The sequence below is a fragment of the Streptomyces sp. NPDC088794 genome (assembly GCF_044750545.1).
GTDB lineage: Bacteria > Actinomycetota > Actinomycetes > Streptomycetales > Streptomycetaceae > Streptomyces.
In genome coordinates this window covers 153,366-169,088 of record NZ_JBIVKB010000021.1, presented here as the reverse complement: position 1 = coordinate 169,088, position 15,723 = coordinate 153,366, and the positions used below count along the sequence as shown (strand labels likewise).

The 15,723-nt window shown below is 69.0% G+C and carries 16 protein-coding genes and 1 pseudogene; 11 read left to right on the top strand and 6 right to left on the bottom strand.

Annotation, left to right across the window (positions count from 1 at the left end):
• The first annotated feature begins 10 nt into the window (after nucleotides 1–10).
• The 3 genes from ACIP6U_RS42675 to ACIP6U_RS42665 all read left to right on the top strand — a co-directional run bounded on the left by ACIP6U_RS42675 (nucleotide 11) and on the right by ACIP6U_RS42665 (nucleotide 1,605).
• Nucleotides 11–451, top strand: a complete 441-nt coding sequence (locus tag ACIP6U_RS42675) for a hypothetical protein (RefSeq protein ID WP_401728318.1) — start codon at nucleotides 11–13, stop codon at nucleotides 449–451.
• 158 nt (nucleotides 452–609) lie between these two features.
• Nucleotides 610–966, top strand: a complete 357-nt coding sequence (locus ACIP6U_RS42670; RefSeq protein WP_401728316.1) for a hypothetical protein — start codon at nucleotides 610–612, stop codon at nucleotides 964–966.
• Between the two features lie 27 nt (nucleotides 967–993).
• Nucleotides 994–1,605 carry a hypothetical protein gene (locus tag ACIP6U_RS42665; RefSeq protein ID WP_401728314.1) on the top strand — a complete coding sequence of 204 codons (612 nt, stop codon included), beginning with the start codon at nucleotides 994–996 and terminating at the stop codon, nucleotides 1,603–1,605.
• A gap of 555 nt (nucleotides 1,606–2,160) precedes the next feature.
• Here the strand turns inward: ACIP6U_RS42665 and ACIP6U_RS42660 are convergent.
• Nucleotides 2,161–2,782 (bottom strand): annotated as a pseudogene (locus ACIP6U_RS42660) (IS5 family transposase); the annotation flags it as partial.
• A 443-nt stretch (nucleotides 2,783–3,225) separates the two neighbouring features.
• Here ACIP6U_RS42660 and ACIP6U_RS42655 point away from each other — a divergent pair.
• Nucleotides 3,226–4,059 (top strand): hypothetical protein, encoded by an 834-nt coding sequence (locus ACIP6U_RS42655; protein WP_401728312.1) that lies wholly within the window; start codon nucleotides 3,226–3,228, stop codon nucleotides 4,057–4,059.
• Nucleotides 4,060–4,085: 26 nt separating this feature from the next.
• Here ACIP6U_RS42655 and ACIP6U_RS42650 read toward each other — a convergent pair whose 3' ends face one another.
• On the bottom strand, nucleotides 4,086–4,862 hold the full coding sequence (locus ACIP6U_RS42650; RefSeq protein WP_401728310.1) for a hypothetical protein: 777 nt from the start codon (nucleotides 4,860–4,862) through the stop codon (nucleotides 4,086–4,088).
• Nucleotides 4,863–5,064: 202 nt separating this feature from the next.
• Here ACIP6U_RS42650 and ACIP6U_RS42645 point away from each other — a divergent pair, with 202 nt between their 5' ends.
• The 6 genes from ACIP6U_RS42645 (at nucleotide 5,065) to ACIP6U_RS42620 (ending at nucleotide 9,965) form a co-directional block, all read left to right on the top strand.
• Entirely contained in the window at nucleotides 5,065–5,679 is a 615-nt protein-coding gene (locus tag ACIP6U_RS42645) for a uracil-DNA glycosylase (RefSeq protein WP_401728309.1), read from the top strand.
• Nucleotides 5,680–5,739: 60 nt separating this feature from the next.
• A complete protein-coding gene (locus tag ACIP6U_RS42640) occupies nucleotides 5,740–5,913 on the top strand; it encodes a hypothetical protein (RefSeq protein WP_401728308.1) in 174 nt (57 codons plus the stop codon).
• Nucleotides 5,914–6,055: 142 nt separating this feature from the next.
• Entirely contained in the window at nucleotides 6,056–7,288 is a 1,233-nt protein-coding gene (locus tag ACIP6U_RS42635; protein WP_401728307.1) for an alpha/beta fold hydrolase, read from the top strand.
• A gap of 236 nt (nucleotides 7,289–7,524) precedes the next feature.
• Nucleotides 7,525–7,989 carry a hypothetical protein gene (locus tag ACIP6U_RS42630; protein WP_401728306.1) on the top strand — a complete coding sequence of 155 codons (465 nt, stop codon included), beginning with the start codon at nucleotides 7,525–7,527 and terminating at the stop codon, nucleotides 7,987–7,989.
• A gap of 21 nt (nucleotides 7,990–8,010) precedes the next feature.
• On the top strand, nucleotides 8,011–9,282 hold the full coding sequence (locus ACIP6U_RS42625) for a TULIP family P47-like protein (protein ID WP_401728305.1): 1,272 nt from the start codon (nucleotides 8,011–8,013) through the stop codon (nucleotides 9,280–9,282).
• A complete protein-coding gene (locus ACIP6U_RS42620) occupies nucleotides 9,279–9,965 on the top strand; it encodes a TULIP family P47-like protein (RefSeq protein ID WP_401728303.1) in 687 nt (228 codons plus the stop codon). Before ACIP6U_RS42625 ends, ACIP6U_RS42620 begins: the two co-directional genes overlap by 4 nt.
• 149 nt (nucleotides 9,966–10,114) lie before the next feature.
• Here ACIP6U_RS42620 and ACIP6U_RS42615 read toward each other — a convergent pair whose 3' ends face one another.
• Together ACIP6U_RS42615 and ACIP6U_RS42610 are read right to left on the bottom strand one after the other, a co-directional pair.
• Entirely contained in the window at nucleotides 10,115–11,320 is a 1,206-nt protein-coding gene (locus tag ACIP6U_RS42615) for an alpha/beta fold hydrolase (protein WP_401728302.1), read from the bottom strand.
• A 91-nt stretch (nucleotides 11,321–11,411) separates the two neighbouring features.
• Entirely contained in the window at nucleotides 11,412–12,992 is a 1,581-nt protein-coding gene (locus ACIP6U_RS42610) for an AMP-binding protein (protein ID WP_401728300.1), read from the bottom strand.
• 407 nt (nucleotides 12,993–13,399) lie between these two features.
• Between ACIP6U_RS42610 and ACIP6U_RS42605 the strand changes: the two genes are divergently transcribed.
• Nucleotides 13,400–14,014: an SMI1/KNR4 family protein gene (locus ACIP6U_RS42605; protein ID WP_401728298.1), complete on the top strand. Its 615-nt coding sequence runs from the start codon at nucleotides 13,400–13,402 to the stop codon at nucleotides 14,012–14,014.
• A 322-nt stretch (nucleotides 14,015–14,336) separates the two neighbouring features.
• Here the strand turns inward: ACIP6U_RS42605 and ACIP6U_RS42600 are convergent, their stop codons facing one another.
• Both ACIP6U_RS42600 and ACIP6U_RS42595 read right to left on the bottom strand, forming a co-directional pair.
• Nucleotides 14,337–15,482, bottom strand: coding sequence for a hypothetical protein (locus tag ACIP6U_RS42600; RefSeq protein ID WP_401728297.1), 1,146 nt, complete (start codon nucleotides 15,480–15,482; stop codon nucleotides 14,337–14,339).
• Nucleotides 15,483–15,547: 65 nt separating this feature from the next.
• On the bottom strand, nucleotides 15,548–15,718 hold the full coding sequence (locus tag ACIP6U_RS42595) for a hypothetical protein (RefSeq protein WP_401728295.1): 171 nt from the start codon (nucleotides 15,716–15,718) through the stop codon (nucleotides 15,548–15,550).
• Nucleotides 15,719–15,723 lie beyond the last annotated feature (5 nt).

Below are 15,723 nucleotides of genomic sequence, written 5' to 3'. Positions count from 1 at the left end.
CGCCGACACCATGCCCACACCCCCGCCGTCGCGCAGCTCCGCTACCCCGACCGGGGCCACGGCATCTTCCACTCCCGCCGGGACGGCTACCTCCGGCTGCCACAACCTGACCGCCACCAGCACGGTGAAGGCCGCGGTGACCGCGGCGTACCAGCGCAGCTTCCCCCGCTTCACCCACATCCGGCCGGTGCCGCAGCAGTTCTTCTACGGTCGGTGCGGCGGTGTCCGCTACGCAGCCACCCGATTCGAGCCCACCCCCGGCGCCACCAACGAGCAACTCGTGGGCATGCAGGACGAGGGCAGCGCCACCAAGTACTTCCGCGGTACGCCCACGGGCGTGTGGAGCTACCTCGCCACTGACGGCTTTCCCCGTGCGCCGCACGGCTGCGGCGATGTCCCACAGATTCCCGAGTCCCTGGCCGCGGCCTGGGGGAACTGCTCAGTCGGGTAGCCGACCCCCGAGATCAGGGCCCCGTCACGCCGGGCCCGGTGACGGGCTGCGGTACCCGTGCAGCCCGGCCGCACGGAGACTGCCGGATTCAGGCAGTGACGACGGACCGTGCGCGGGGGCAGACTGCGCGCCGAGGAAGCGCGGAAAGGGCGTGGGACGTGGTGGTTTTCCTGTGGTGCTGGATCGGCCTGTTCACAGTGGTGCTGCTTCCTCTCGGCATCGCCATGCTCCGTGGCTGGGCGCCGAAGAGGGCCCGCGTGCGGTGGTCCCCCGCGCGGATCCGGGTGCAGGGTGTCTCCGCGCTCGTGCTGTACGTCGGCGCCCTGGTGCCGCCGGTGGCCGAACTGGCGGGCATGCCCGCTGAGGCAGCCGACATCCTGCGCTCCGCGACCTCACCCCATCTGCTGTTCCTGAGCCTGGGACTGCAGGGCGGCGCGGCCCTGACCGACTGGTTCGGACGGCGGGCCCAGCCGTGGACGCCCGCGCCCATGGCGCAGCCCCGGGAGTGCGGCTGACCGGCATCCGAAAGGCGAGGGCATACGGTGCTGAAGAGCCGGGTCAGAGCGAAGTACGCACACCTGTTCACGTCTCCCGCGCAGGCCCGGCGACGGGCGCGCCACTGGACCGCCTTCGCCGGCGCGCTCGTCGCGTCGCCCTTCGCCATGCTCGCCGTGGCGGCCACCGGCCTGATCCCCGCGGAGGCGGCGATCGCCCCGGCGCTGGTCGCCGGACCGGCCGGAATGATGCTGTTCACCGAGGTGAACACGGAGAAGCGGCAACAGCACCACTCCGGAACCCTGCTGACCGCGCGGACACTCGCCGGCGAGCGCACCGTGGACCTGTCCCGGATCGAGCGGGTACGGCTGCTGACCTACTTCTCCCGCAGCGGTGTCTCGCAACGCGTCCTGCTGGTCCGCGACGCCTGGGGCATGTCCCTCGGTCTCACCAGTCCGGCCTCCCACAGGGCGCTGCGCCAAGCCCTCGAACTCCTGCCCAGGCGCGGACCCCGGCCCCGGGTGAGCAGGGCGGCGCTGGCCCATCTCGACATGCCCTCCGCCCCTGGCCGCCTCGCCGTCCACACCGCCACCGTCTGGCTCGCCACGGTGCTCGGAATCTGCGGCTACATGGGCGCCATACTTGCACTCTCCGACTGAACCCCGAACCCTGAGCGCTGTGGATCGGTCACCGGTGCGGCTTCCCCAGGCCGGCCTCTTGCTGGCCGCGGGTCGGCGGCGGTGACCCGCCGCCGACCGGCACCCCGATGCGGGACTTCCCGCTGTCACCGTGCAGGTGAGAGGCGTTCAGGACTGCCGGGGTCCGGCATGGTGGCCGCCGCTGTGTGGCTCTGTCGTTCACGGCGTCGCACGGTGGTCGCGCCGTGCGACCGGACGAAAGACAGGGAGCGAGTTCGTGAACGGCAACCCGCAGTACCACTGGCTCGCGCTGGGGCCGTCAGCGTGCTCCTGCTCCCGCTGTCGACAGCGATGCCCCTCGGATGGGTTCCGCCGTGGATGCGCAAGCGCACCGGCGGCCTCCGACTGCGCGCCTTCGGACTGTTGCGCCTGGACGCGGGCGCGCTGGCCAACGGCGTACCCCGGCTCGCGAACGCCTCGTACGACACGATCATGGTCGGCATCACTGCCGGTCTCGGCTGCTCCGTGCTCGCGGGCCTCCTGTTCATCCTGGCCAGAAGCAGGGACGCCCGAGCCCGGGCGGATTCCGCGCTGCCAGAGCAGGCGGCGGTACTTGTCGTGGTCGTAGCCGCGGTCGGCCAGGAGGGCGTCCGGGCGTCGGCGCGGTCTGCCGACCCGGCCCCCGATCGACGGGATTTGTCGAGCAGCGGCAGGAGTTGGGTGACGTAGTTGCGGTTCCCGCCGGTCAGCGAAACTGCGAGCGGGATGCCCTGGCCGTCGACGATGAGGTGGTGTTTGCTGCCCGGACGTGCTCGGTCGACCGGGCTGGGCCCGCTTTGGGGCCCCTGCGAGCCGTGCGGACGTGCGAGGAGTCGATCACCGCCCGGGACCAGTCCAGCTTGCCCTTCGAGCGCAGCTTCTCCAGCAGCAGCACATGGAGTTGGTCCCAGACGCCGGCCTCGTTCCAGGCCGCCAGTCGCCGCCAACAGGTCATGCCGGATCCGAAGCCCAGTTCTTGGGGCAGGTACTCCCACTGGATGCCTGTATCCAGGACAAAGAGGATCCCGCACAGGGCCTGCCGGTCCGGCACCCGAGGTCTGCCCTCGACCAGCTTCAGACCTGGTCCGGGCAGCAACGGCTCGATCAGCCACCACAGTTCATCCGACACGATCCACGACTGCGACTGATGTTTCGCCACCACCAGACCAGCGAGCAGACAAGCCAACAGTTACATGATCAAGTGCTTTTGTTAGAGCCAGTACGTCCGTCTCCTGTGACGATGACGGTGAAAGCAACGGCGCCTTCGGCACGCCCGAAGATTTTACGGTTGACTATGTTGTGTCCGCCATTGCGAACAACCAGTGCGGGCGGCACAACACCGCTAAGCAGAGCCTCAAGCTCACTGGTCGAGGGGCTGCAGATTCCGCCGGACGCTTAACCCAAATACCTGGCTCCGACGGAGGCCGCGTTTGGTTGAAGTGACGTCCCCAGTCACACAAGAAGCAATGTGTCGGCGCGCCTCGACGGAGCGTCAGGACCCGGCCGTTCGCGCCTTGACCAGATGTGGGAAGGTCACCCTCGGCGGACGGGTGCAGCAGCTCACAGGGAGGCACACGCACCGGTCCTACAGGGAGGGAAGCCATGGGGTTGGCCATGTGCCCGCTGTGCAGCGAGGACGAGGACATCGAAGTGGTCCGGACGCTCGACGACGGGCGCCGGATCGTGAAGCACCGGTGCGGCTACGAATGGGCACACGGGGAGCCCATTGCCGCGCGGAAGGAGCAGTCGGACTCCTTTACAGACCTCAAGGCCCGCTTCCCGAAGCCCGAAGACCTGGAGCCTCAGTGGCTGGAGCGCGCGGCCCGGCTCAAGGAGCAGTACCTCGCCACCAAACCCGGCTTCGACCCCGAGGTGGCGGCCTACTGGGCCAGGTACCAGAAGATCTTCTCCCCCGACGGGCTGCTGACCTGCGACCCGAGAAGCCTCAAGGACTTCGCCAACTCCGATGTCGGCGCCCACCCGGGCAACCAGGCCACCTTCAACTCCGCCTGGAATGCCATGGGCGACACCGCAGCCGGTGAGTCGACCCGCCAGACGATCGAACACCTCCTGTACGGACCCGCCGAAGTACCCCTCGAAGACCGGCTGCAGGAGCTGCTCGCCGGCACCAGGCCATTCGCCATGACGGGTTTCAAGGAAGCCCTGCTCACCAGGGTGCTCTGCGTGGTGCAGCCCGACCGCTTCCTGTCGATCCTCAAGTACACGACGCAGGCGGGCGGCAAGCGCGAGATCGCACGGATGGTCTACGGCCTGGAACTGCCCGCACCCGAGTCGGTGAACTGGACCCTGGGACGGCTCATCCTCTGGAGCAACGACCTCCTGCACTCCCTCGTGGGCGAGGGCTTCGCCAACCAGCAGCACTCCGCCGCATTCCTGTGGTGGGCCAAGGACCAACCCGCAGACACTCACCGGTAGCCGAGTGCGCGACCGGGTCGGAAACGCTACGCCGGCAGGTGCCGGACCTGGTTGTCGTCCGTCACCTCGTACAAGTCGATGCGCAGTTGTCGTCGTACCCACGGCGGAACGCGCTCGGCGGCCTTGACGGAGGAGGACGGCACGACCAGCGCGTACCGAATGTCCTCTGACTCACTGGTCATACGGCGCAGGAGCTGCCCATACGCGATGTCGGCGGCGATGCCCTTGTCACTGGTTCGCCCCTTGGCTTCACAGATCAACCGCTCGCTCCCCCGCACCGCCTCGATGTCGGTCCAGCGGTCTGCCGGAGTCACCGGCGTCCAGCCCTCGGCCAGCAGCCAGGTGCGAAAGGCATCGGTGACCCGGGCCTCATCACTGTCGCGCGCGAGGATCCTCCTCAACACCGCACTGTCCGCCGCTCGGTTGCGACGCAGGCGGCCTCGGCCGTCCGCGTCGAGGTCGGCCGGTCGGATCACCACGAGCCGCAGACCGTGGGCCGGGATCTCGGTGTCGCGCCGAGCGTCGTACAGGGCCCGCTGCTCGCCCCGGTGGACGCCGCTTACCGTCAGTCTGTCCGGCTTGTCGAAGTGCGGTACCGGCTGGTCGTGCTGCACCTCCCGGTACTCGACCACGAGTTGATGCCCCTCCCAGTAGGCGTCGACGGGCAGCCTGACCTGCCGCCCACCGGCTCCCGGGTCGCCCAGCAACCAGTCGAACTTGTGCTGGGCACGGGCGGTCTCACCCAACACCTCGTTGCACAGACCGATCGCATACGCCTCGTCGCTCTCATCCCGCGTCTTCATGACCAGGCATGATGCCAGCCGGCACTGACAGTGACGAGGCGATCCCCAGCGCCGAGAACCGACGCCCTGCACCTCGCACCATCGGCAGGGCACCCATCCAGGCGAGTACCGTCTGTTGCCATAGGCGAATGACACACTGCGCGCCATGTCCTCTCACAATGCCTTTCGTACGTCGGCACCTCGGGCGCTTCGTGATCCTGACATGCTGCGAGACCGGTTGAACGCGGTCCGGACCGAACCGGCCGTGCGTCCCCTCAACGACTGGGTGGAGAAACTGCGCGGTCAGCTCGGCGACGGCGAGGCGGTGCCGTGGTTCGATCCCGCCAGCGGTGGAGTCGGCGCACGCAGCCTGTTCCTCCTCGAAGCCCCGGGCCGCAAGTCCATGGGTGCCGAGGCCGAACTGCGGCGCACCGGCAGCGGGATCATCTCCGTCGACAACGACGACCAGACGGCGCAGAACTGCTGGACGTTGCGTGCCGAGGCAGGTCTGCCGTACCGGGAGTCCGTCCACTGGAACGTCGTGCCGTGGTACCTGGGAACAGCGGACCGGATCGCCGCACCCGGGCGAACGGAGATACAGCGCGCGGCTCCGTTTCTCCACGAAGTGATCACCATGCTGCCGGCGCTGGAGGTGGTCGTCCCCATGGGACGTAAGGCTCAGGCCGGATGGGCGACCTACCAGGAGCGATATGCGCCCAAGGTCCACACGCTCCCCACCTGGCACCCCAGCCCCCGGGTGTTCGCCTCCCGGCGCAGCGCACGTCAGGAGATCCTGCAGACCCTTCAGGAGGCATCGCGGCTGCTCGACACGACGTGACCGTCGACCGACCGTCCTGGGCAGCACGCCAACTCGCCGGGCACCGGCCGCAAGTGCAGCATGCACTCCGCGCCGAGCCCGAACTGCAGCGGGCCGGTCGTGGCCGTCGTGACGTTCGACGACGCAGGAGGCAAGGACAACCACTGGTACGTGTGCCAGTGGTGGCTCACCAACAACCCCGACGCGGTCGCCTTCCGCCGGCGGAGTCGTCACAAGGATGCCTCGCACGGCTGAGGGCGCCTGCCCGCTCAGTGCCAGTGTGTTCCGGCGCAACGCCTCCCGCGGCAAGAAGACCTCCGTTGTCCAGGGCCTTGCGCCGAGCCCGGGACGCATCGTTCATGTGTACGCCACGTGACGAGGGTTGTACGCTGCAAAGGTGGAGGGGGACAAGTATCGTTTCGGGGAATTCGAGCTGGACCTGGCACGGCATCAGCTCAGCCGGGCCGGTGAGCCGGTGCACGTCGAACCCCGGGCCCTGGACCTGCTGTGTCACCTGGTCGAGCACCGGGACCGGGTGGTGCCGAAGAACGAGCTGCTCGACGAGGTGTGGGGGGATCGCTTCGTCAGCGAGGCCGCCCTCACCACGGCGCTGCGGACCGCGCGCCTCGCGGTGGGGGACACCGGGAGCCTGCAGCAGGTGATCCGCACCGTGCACCGGCGCGGCTACCAGTTCGTGGCCGCGGTGACGGCCGTCGCGGACGGCCCGTCCGCCGCCGATGACCGTGAGAGGCGCGTCGAACCGGCGGCCGGTGACGAGCCCGTCGGCGCCGACCGCCAGACCATCCGGTTCTGCCGGGCCGTCGACGGCACCCGTATCGCCCATGCCTCCGTCGGCTCAGGTCCGCCGCTGCTCAAGGCGGCCAACTGGATGACCCATCTCGACCTCGAATGGTCGACCCCGGTGTGGTCGCACTGGCTGCGCGGCCTCGCCCGCAAACGTCGGCTCGTCCGCTACGACGAGCGGGGGTGCGGCCTCTCGGAGTGGACGGTGCCCGGCTTCACGTTCGACGACTGGGTCGACGACCTGGAGACCGTGGTCGACGCCGTGGGACTCGACCGGTTCCCCCTGCTCGGCGTGTCACAGGGGGGTGCGGTCGCGGTGGCCTACGCCGTGCGCCACCCCGAGCGGGTCAGCCGGCTGATCCTCGCCGGCGCCTACTCACGAGGACGGCAGGTCCGGGCCCGTACCGAGACGGAGCGCGACGAGGCAGCGCTCGACCTGGATCTGGCGCGGGTGGGATGGATCCACGAAGACCCCAGGTTCCTGCGGGTCTTCGCCTCCCAGTTCCTACCCGACGGCACACCTCAGGAATGGGACGAGTTCACCGCCTTTCAGCGGCAGACCACGTCACCGGCCAACGGTGTGCGTTTCCTTGAGGAGTTCGCCCGGATCGACGTGTCCGACATCGCTCACCGGGTGGCCTGCCCGACGCTGATCATCCACTCCCGGGACGACGAACGCGTGCCTGTCTCGCAGGCGAGCGAGCTGGCCGCCCTCATTCCCGACAGCAGGCTGGTCGTACTCAAGAGCCGCAACCACCTGTTCACCGCGTTCGAGCCGGCGTGGGACGAGTTCCTCGCCCACATCGACGCATTCCTCGCCGAGTGACCTCGGCAGCGGGCACCGAAAAGAATCCCGGGCAGCCACGCTGATTGAACAACGCCCGACAAGATCGGTGCTGAGGATGCCCTCAGCTCCCCCTCAGGGAAGCCTCAGACCTCCCCCAAGCTCCGGTAGAGCGCAGGCCCGATGCTCGAAGTGCACCGGGCCGAAGGGCTCTCGACGGAGATCGTGCTCCGGTCCGGCATTCAGCCAAGAAGAGACACGAGAGAAAAGGACAGACGATGCGACTCGACAACACCAGGTATGCGGGCCCGATCCGGACCCGCCGGGGGCTGGCGCTGCTGATCGCCTCGGGAGCCGCCCTGGGCTCCCTGCTGCTGGGGACGGTTCCCGCCCAGGCCAACGACACCACCAAGCAGGTCGCGGCGGACGGCCAGTCGGTCACGTTCGCCACGAGCGACAGCAGCCGGGGTGTCAGCGGCAACGTCACGTTCGTGGTGAACGCCGACGGCAACTGGTCGGTCGAGGGTACTGGGAACAACTCCCACCTCCTCGTCCGCACCTTCCACTGGACCTGCGACCTGACGTGGGACGCGGCGAGCGTCACGCACGCGACCGGGAAGAAGGCCGTGCCGGGCAAGAAGACCCGCACCATCAGCTCGGCGGCCTACGACCCCGACATCCAGGCGGACTTCGTCGACATCGTCGACCACGGCCGGGCCGACTGCGACATCGTCATCGGCTGACGCGCCTGACGGGGGAAGAACATGGACGTCTACGGCTGGGACACGGTCAGCGCGTTGTCGCTCCATGCGGCGAACCGCGCTCTGTCGCAGAGCTCGGACCAGCTGATCACGGACTTCGAGATGACAGGAGACTCGCTGTCGACGCCGTACGTCCTCCGGGGAAAGCTCGGCCCCTGGCGCATCGCGCCAGGGGGTTCCGGAAGCATTCTCCGCCTCGCCGTCCCGGTGGAGAGCGGCACCATCTCCGGCGGTTCCGGGAGCGAGATCGGCCTCGACGGCAGCATCGTGGTGGTGGACGTGTCGCTGGAGCTGCTGCCCGTAAGGGGAGGAGGCGGCCAGGACCTGGTCTTCGCGCTGCGCGAGGCCGGCCGGGTCGGCGACCGGGCCGAGCCGGGCGTGGTGACCCCGGTTGTGCTCATCACATCCGCGGCAACTGAGAGCAGACTCGGGGCCGTCGGCATAGGACTGGTGGCGAACTGCGTGGCGGAGGTCCTCGCCGACCAGGCGGCCAACGTCTCGTTCGTCTTCGCGTCGCTCAACCTGGTCCGTCCGGACTCGGGAGGCTGGCTCACACCCGTGAGCTCAGCCTTCGTGTACCTGGAGACCCGGGCGGGCCTGGGCTATCTCTGCGTCCTCAGCGTCACCGACGGGCGCGGCGTCGCCGGGCTTCAGCACACAGTCGACCCGGAGTTGTTCGCTGCCGGCGGTGACCTCGCCTTCGCCATCTCCGAGGACCTGTTCCTCACCGGGATGGTCCGACCGGCGCTGCCACAGGTCTTCGGCGGCGGCGCCGACCCGAGTTGCTTCGCCTACGACGAGGACCGGCACGTGATCGTCGCCGCGCGCCGGTTCACCACCGAGCCCATCAAGGTGGGGGCCATCCGGTACACCCCATGGGTCACCTCTCTGCAGCTCGGGGTGGTCGGCGGGCAACTCACCCTGGCGGTGAGCGGGAACTGCGATCTCAAGGCCGGCATCTCCATGAACTGGTGGATCAGCAGCCAGTACGCCATGGGCTACGACGAGGCCGACCAGCGCATCTACTTCTCGGACGGCATGGGGACCCGCTCCGGCCACTCCGCACACATTCCCTGGTGGTTCTGGGCCGGCGGTCTGCTGGTCGAGACGATCACCAAGGTCGTCGTCAACGAGGTCATCCGCCGACTGACGGAGACCCTGAGCCACAGCCTCGCCTCGACCGGTCTCGGGGCCCTGGTCGTGCGGGACGTCGAATGGTGCGGTGTCGAGGCGGCGCCCGCGCCAGTTTCAACATCTCGCTCGAACGCTTCATGAGCAAGATGGCACTGCCGGTGCTTCCCGCAACGTTCCCGAAGGCCCCGGCGAACACCTTCGTGCTGGGAAACAACGACACCCGGATCGCGGCGACCAAGCAGTTCGACGTGGATTCCGTGCGCGTCGGCGCGGTGGACTACACCCCGACCATCACCACCTACACCATGACCCTCCAAGGGTCCACGGTGGAGACGTACGCCTACGTGCACACGCCGATCTCACCGGGAATCGACGCCTACTGCGAGATCACCTACGCGACTGGTCTCGCCCTGGGCACCAGGAGCGACGGCACCCAGTCCCTGACCTGGGTCCAACTGCAGAACCCGGTCAAGAGGTCCTGGTACACCGTGGCCACCTGGGTGACGATCACCGAAGCCATCGCCGACCTCATCCTCGCCGTCATCGCCATTGTGATCGGCGACGCCATCGCGCAGATCGAGCGAACGGTGGTGCGCGTCGTCGTCGCCGCTCTTGTCGGCGGTGTGGTCTCCGCCGTGGCCACGGTGCTCGAACACATCCCGGAGTGGATAGCGGGCGAGGCCCCCGACGGCGCACCCAGCCTGGACGCGCTGGTCTCCAATGCGACCGCGAACCAGACCTGGTCCGACTCGAAGGACTTCGAACTGACCCACATCAACCTCAACGGCGGCCTGCAGATGGGCGGTAACCCCTTCACCGGCTAGCCCCGCTCCGTCAGCTGCACCGGCGAGAAGAGCGGCCGGCGGGCCCGGAGCCGGAGCCGTCATGGAGCGAGCACAGCTCCAGCGGCCCGGCTCCGGGCCTGGCCTGAAGCATCACCGTCGCGGGCGGGCGCATCGTACTCGGGGCTGGGTCACTCACCCAGGAAGGTGTAGAGGTGCGACAGGAAGGTCGGCCAGGCGGGATCGGCGGCCGTGAACAGGTGATTGCGGCTATCCAAGAGGACCAGCCGGCTGTCCGGGATCAGCGTGGCCAGTTCCAGGGCCTGCGCGACCGGGACCCGAGCGTCGTCGCGGGCATGGACGATCAGCGTCGGGCAGGTCACCTGGTGGGCGATGCCGGAGACGTCGATGCGGGTGAAATCCTCGATGAACCGCAGGCCGTTGGACGCCGAGGTCGTCTGCCGTTGGTAGGCGGCGAACGCGTCCCATTCCGCGGGAGTGGCGTCGGCGAGGAACTGGGAGGCGAAATAGCGCAGGAAACTGCTGTCCTGGGAGCGCCATCCCGCGCGGGCGATGTTCAGGTCGACCTCGGCCGCATCGCGCTCGTCGTCACTGCCCGCACGGATCTGCTGCCCGCGAGCGTAGGCCGAGGTGAGGACCAGATGACTGACCCGCTCGGGGCGACGCGCCGCATAGGCGACCGCCACCGCGCCTCCCTGTGACACGCCGAGCAGGGGGAACCGGTCGAGCCCGGCGGCGTCGACCACGGAGTCGAGGTCGTCGACCAGGTCGTCGAGGGTGAAGCTGGACACCGTCCACTCGGACAGGCCGCAGCCCCGTTCGTCGTAGCGGATGAGTTGGCGGCCTCGGGTGAGGCCGTCGAACCAGTGGGCCCACATCGGGTTGGTCCGGTCGAGGTCGAGGTGGGTCAGCCAGTTGGCGGTCTTCACGAGCGGCGGGCCTTCGCCGGTGAGGGCAAAGGCGATGCGGGTGCCGTCGGTGGAGCGGCAGAAGCGGATGACCTCGTGATCGGCTTCCGTGGTGGGCGCGGTCGCGGGAGGGGAGAGCGGCACGCTGGAGTCCGCTGTCGTAGTGGCGACGAACTGGTACCCGTGCGGGCTCACGGTGCGAATGACGTGTTGTCCGGTGTCGCTGTCACCGATGGCGAGGCGAGCGGTGCGCAGCCAGGCCGCGAACGTGGCCCCGCTGACGGCGTGTCCGCGCCCCATCCTGTCGTACAGCTCGTCCTCGGACACGGTACGGTCGCGGTGCTCGACCAGGAGGCACAGCAACTCCAGGGCCCGGGGCTCGACATCGACCCACTGTCCGTCATGACTGAGCCGACGGCGGTCCGCGTCCAACGCGTACTGCCCGAACCGATAAACCACTCCATCCACACAAAAACTTTACAACATCCTTTTAACTTAAGGGAGTTGGGCGCCCGTGCGGGCCGGCCCGAAGGCCGGGCCGGCGAGCACGGCCGACGCCTCAGGAGCGCACCGCCTCCCGATCCCGCAACTCACGCCGCAGGATCTTGCCGGAGGGCGCCTTCGGCACCGCCTCGATGAACTCGACCCGGCGGATCTTCTTGTACGGGGCAACCTGGGCCTCGACGTGGGCCATCACCTCGGCGGCGGAAATCGACACCCCGGTCATCGGCACCACGAACGCCTTGGGTATCTCGCCCCCGTCCTCGTCACGGACACCGATCACGGCCGCGTCGGCGATGCCGGGATGCTGCACCAGGATGGCTTCGAGTTCGGCCGGCGCCACCTGGTAGCCCTTGTACTTGATGAGTTCCTTGACCCGGTCGACGATGAACCAGTTCCCGTCCTCGTCGACCCGGCCGATGTCTCCGGTGTGCAGCCAGCCCTCGGCATCGACCGTCGCGTCGGTGTCCTCCGGCCGGCCGAAGTAGCCCTTCATCACCTGCGGCCCACGGATCCACACCTCGCCCGGTTCGCCCTCCGCCACATCCAGCCCGGTGAACGGATCGACCAGCCGCGCCTGCGTCGACGGGAGCAACTGCCCCACGCATGCTGCGGGCTCGCCGAGGTCGCCGTCGGCGTGGAGGTGCGAGACGGGAGACAGCTCCGTCATGCCGTACCCCTGCCCGACCTCCACGCCCAGCCGGTCGGCCACGGCCGTCTGCACCCCGGCGTCCAGCGGCGCCGCGGCACAGATGATCCGCCGCAGGTGCGAGAGGTCCAGGTTCCCGACCGCGGGGTGCTTGGCCAGCGCCAGCATCACGGGCGGGGCGACATACGCGTGGGTGATCCGCTCACGCTCCAGGCTGGTCAGGAACGCGTCGAGATCGAACCGCGCGTGCACGTACACGGTCGCACCACGCATCAGCGCGCCGTTGAGCAGCGCGGTCAGCCCGAAGATGTGGAAGAACGGCAGGATCGCGATGACCCGGTCGCCCTCGCCCAACCGGTGCAAGGCGGCTATCTGTTCGAGGTTGGTGCACAGGTTGCGGTGGGTCAGCATCACCCCCTTGGGCACGCCCGTCGTACCGCTCGAATACGGCAGCACGGCAACGTCGGCGGCCACATCCGTCTCGTACGCCGGCACGTCGCCGTCGTTGAGCAGCCCGAGCACCGAACGGTGACCGTCGACCTCGTCGCAGACCAGGATCTCGATGTCCCGCCCGGTCATGCGCCGGACCACCGCGACCGCTGCCCGCGCTGTCTCGACCAGCGCCGACACGCTCACCATCAGCCGCGCCTCGGAGTCGATCAGCTGTTTGGCGATCTCGGGCGGCGAGGCCAGTGGCGACAACGGGGTCACCGTCCCGCCCGCAGTGGTGGTGGCATACAGGACCACGGGGAAAAGGATCGTGTTCGGCGAGTGCAGCGCGACCACGTCTCCCTTGCCGATGCCTTCGGCGGCAAGGCCCGCCGCGAGCCTGCGGACCAGCTCGGCCAACTCGCCGTAGGTGAGTGTCCGTCCACTGGACACGTCCACCATGGCGGGCCGCGAGCCACGCCGGGCGGCATCGCCGAGCACCTGTTCGTGGAGGGGACGGTCGACGTGAGGGATGTCCGGGTACTTGCTCTGGAGGATCACGGGATCTCCGTTTCTCGGTCTGTGGCGTCGGGCGGAACCGCCGGTCGTCGACGCGGTGGGCGACGACCGGCCTGAATCGCGGTCCACGTGAACCGGGGCGTCCACCCCACAGGCCCGGCCGGAGAGGGAGCACGCAAGAGATGTCAGTCGCCAAGCCTCGGCATCATCCGGCGGCCGGGCCGGTCCACGTTGGACAGCTCGATCATCGGCCCTGCCGCCGGTTTCTCCTTGGCGGAACTCTGAGCCTTTCCTGAGGACGCGCTGAGGGCGACGCATTCACTGCCCGCAACCAGCGCAACAGCCACCCGGCACAGGCTCCCCACACCAAACAGGCGGCACCGCGCAGCCGGAGCGAACTCCGTTGCCGGGCAGGGGACTTGTCAGTGGCCGGTGCGAGGATGCCTGGCATGGCAGAGACGACCTTCGACTGGCCGTCCTTCCTCGCACGATGGAGTGGGGAATGGGCGGACGCGGCGGCCTCCGAGGACCGGCTGAGCGAAGCGGACGAGGAGGCCCGGCAGCAGCGCCGGCTGGGCTTCGCCCCCGCATACCCGGAGCGCATCGCGGCTCTGGAAGAACGGCTGGGACGGCAACTGCCTCCCTCCTACCGGGCGTTCCTTGAGGTGAGCGACGGCTGGCGGCATGCGGGCGCGTTCGTGTGGCTGCTCGCTGGTACAGAACGGGCCGGGTGGCATGAGGACGCGATGGACATGGCCGAGGTGTACCGGGAGGAGTTGGACGAGAACGCGACCGACGAGCAGGTGCTGCTCGCGGGCATGTGGGAGCGCGCGCTGCAGGTGGACGCGGAGTCGGACATCACGTACGTGCTGCTCGATCCGCGAGACGTGAATGAGGACGGCGAGTGGGCGGTGTACTACTACCGCGGCTGGGCGGGTGAGCCGCCGGACCGGTACGCGTCGTTCCGGGAGTTCATGGAGGCGATGTACCAGTCGTTCCACAGCCTGACCGCGCACCGTCTGGGCCCGGCGTTCACCAACGCCACGACAGAGAGCAGGTGCTAGATCGCCCGGTTTCCCGAAGACCGCTCCAGGTTTGCTTCCTTCGCCGAGTTAATCCAGTCCGTACGGGACTTAATGTGTCTGCCGTCGGCGAATCTGTACGGACCCACCCATGAGTGGACCTCTCGGAGGCCAGGAAAGTGAGAACAGGGCAGGCGTCCTCTAACTTCGAACTTTCGTGATGGGCTGCCGCCGGAATCGGGGGTCCATTTCGCCACACTCCGGGCGATGCCTCTGACCAGGCCAGACAGTGAAGTCCTGCTGGCGTATTAGGACGCATTTTCGTGTCAACGGCGCCAGCTCAGAGGAATCCGGGAATCGGTGATCAGCGTTCCGCTTGGCGGTCGCCAGGCGTGCCGGGCTCTTTGCCGGGCAAGCTCAGGACTGTGTCCGGCGGCAGGTCCCGCAGTACGGGTGACTCGGCGCGGGCCCACCGCCACCACCGCCCGGCGTCGGGCGCGAGGAGCAGCAGCCGGACGGGGGCGGCGGGGCCTGTGAGAGTGCGGCGAGCCAGAGCGTCCAGCAGATCGAGCAGGACCACGCGCCGGGTGTCGGCCCGGTCGAGGACGACGAGCAGGGGCACGAAGGTGTCCGTGACGATGCCCAGGGCGTGCCGGTCGGCGTCGGCGACGACGCATCCGGCGGCCCACTCCCTGCCGCTCATCCGGCGGACCAGGGAGCGGGCGAGGTGGCGGCGCCGGTCGTCGTCCGTGCCGACGACGAGGCGCACCGAGAGCGGGTTCGGTGCTTCGCACCAGCGCGTCAACGCGTCCGTCTCACTGGGTTCCGGCTCCTGGGCCACGGTCGGACCCTCGTCCAGCACCGGCTGGAGTTCGGCCGCCTCCACCGGTCCGGCGGCGGTCGCGGCGCGGAAGGCGGAGTCGCACAGCAGCCTCTCTGCGGGCACCACGCTCAGCCATGCCGTACCGGGTTCCCTGACCGCGTCGGCCACGACCCCGAGCACCAGCCTGTGGCACAGGACGGCGGCGCCGGGCACTCCTGGCCACGCCTCGGGGCCTCGCCGCGAGCCCGGGTCGGGGAGGGTCACCCGGTAGCGGCCGGCCTTGACCGCCGATTCGGCGCTGACCGTGCCGCGCACGACCAGGGCGTCCTCGCCGCGAAAGGCGGTGAGGCTGACAGGGACGGAGGCGCGGCGGGTGGCGAGGCGGCCCCAGCGCAGCGGTGGCGACGGTGGCTGTCTCAACGCCCGGATGCCGTCTCGGTGTTGGTCCCAGTCCGCGTCGAGTACGCGGAGCAGCGCCGCGTCCAGCCTCCTAGCTCGCGGGAGCGTCGGGTCGTACCGGTGCCAGATCAGGGCGCACCGCCAGTGGCGGTCGGATCCGGGGAACCGGAATGTGACCGTGCCGGGGGCGGTGCCGGAGGTGGCGCCCGCGGTCTCGGCCGAGGTGAGCAGCAGAGCGCCGTCGAGGAGGTAGCCGGTGCCTCGGCCCGTGGGGCCGATGACTCGCACCGCGCGGGCGTCGGCATCCAGTTGTGCGGGTGATCCTCGTGCGGGAGTGCGGTGGGCGTGGGCCGTCACTCGTCGGGGAGTTCGTCGGCTTCGTCGCCGACCTCGGTCGTCGTGAAGGCGTGGTCGCTGAGTTCGGCGCCGGGCGGGGGTGATGGGGGTTGCGGGGCAGCAGGGGGCGGGGCCGGAGTCGCTTGCTGCTGCTCGGGCTCGTCTGGCTTCGCCGACGATTCGGGCACGGTGC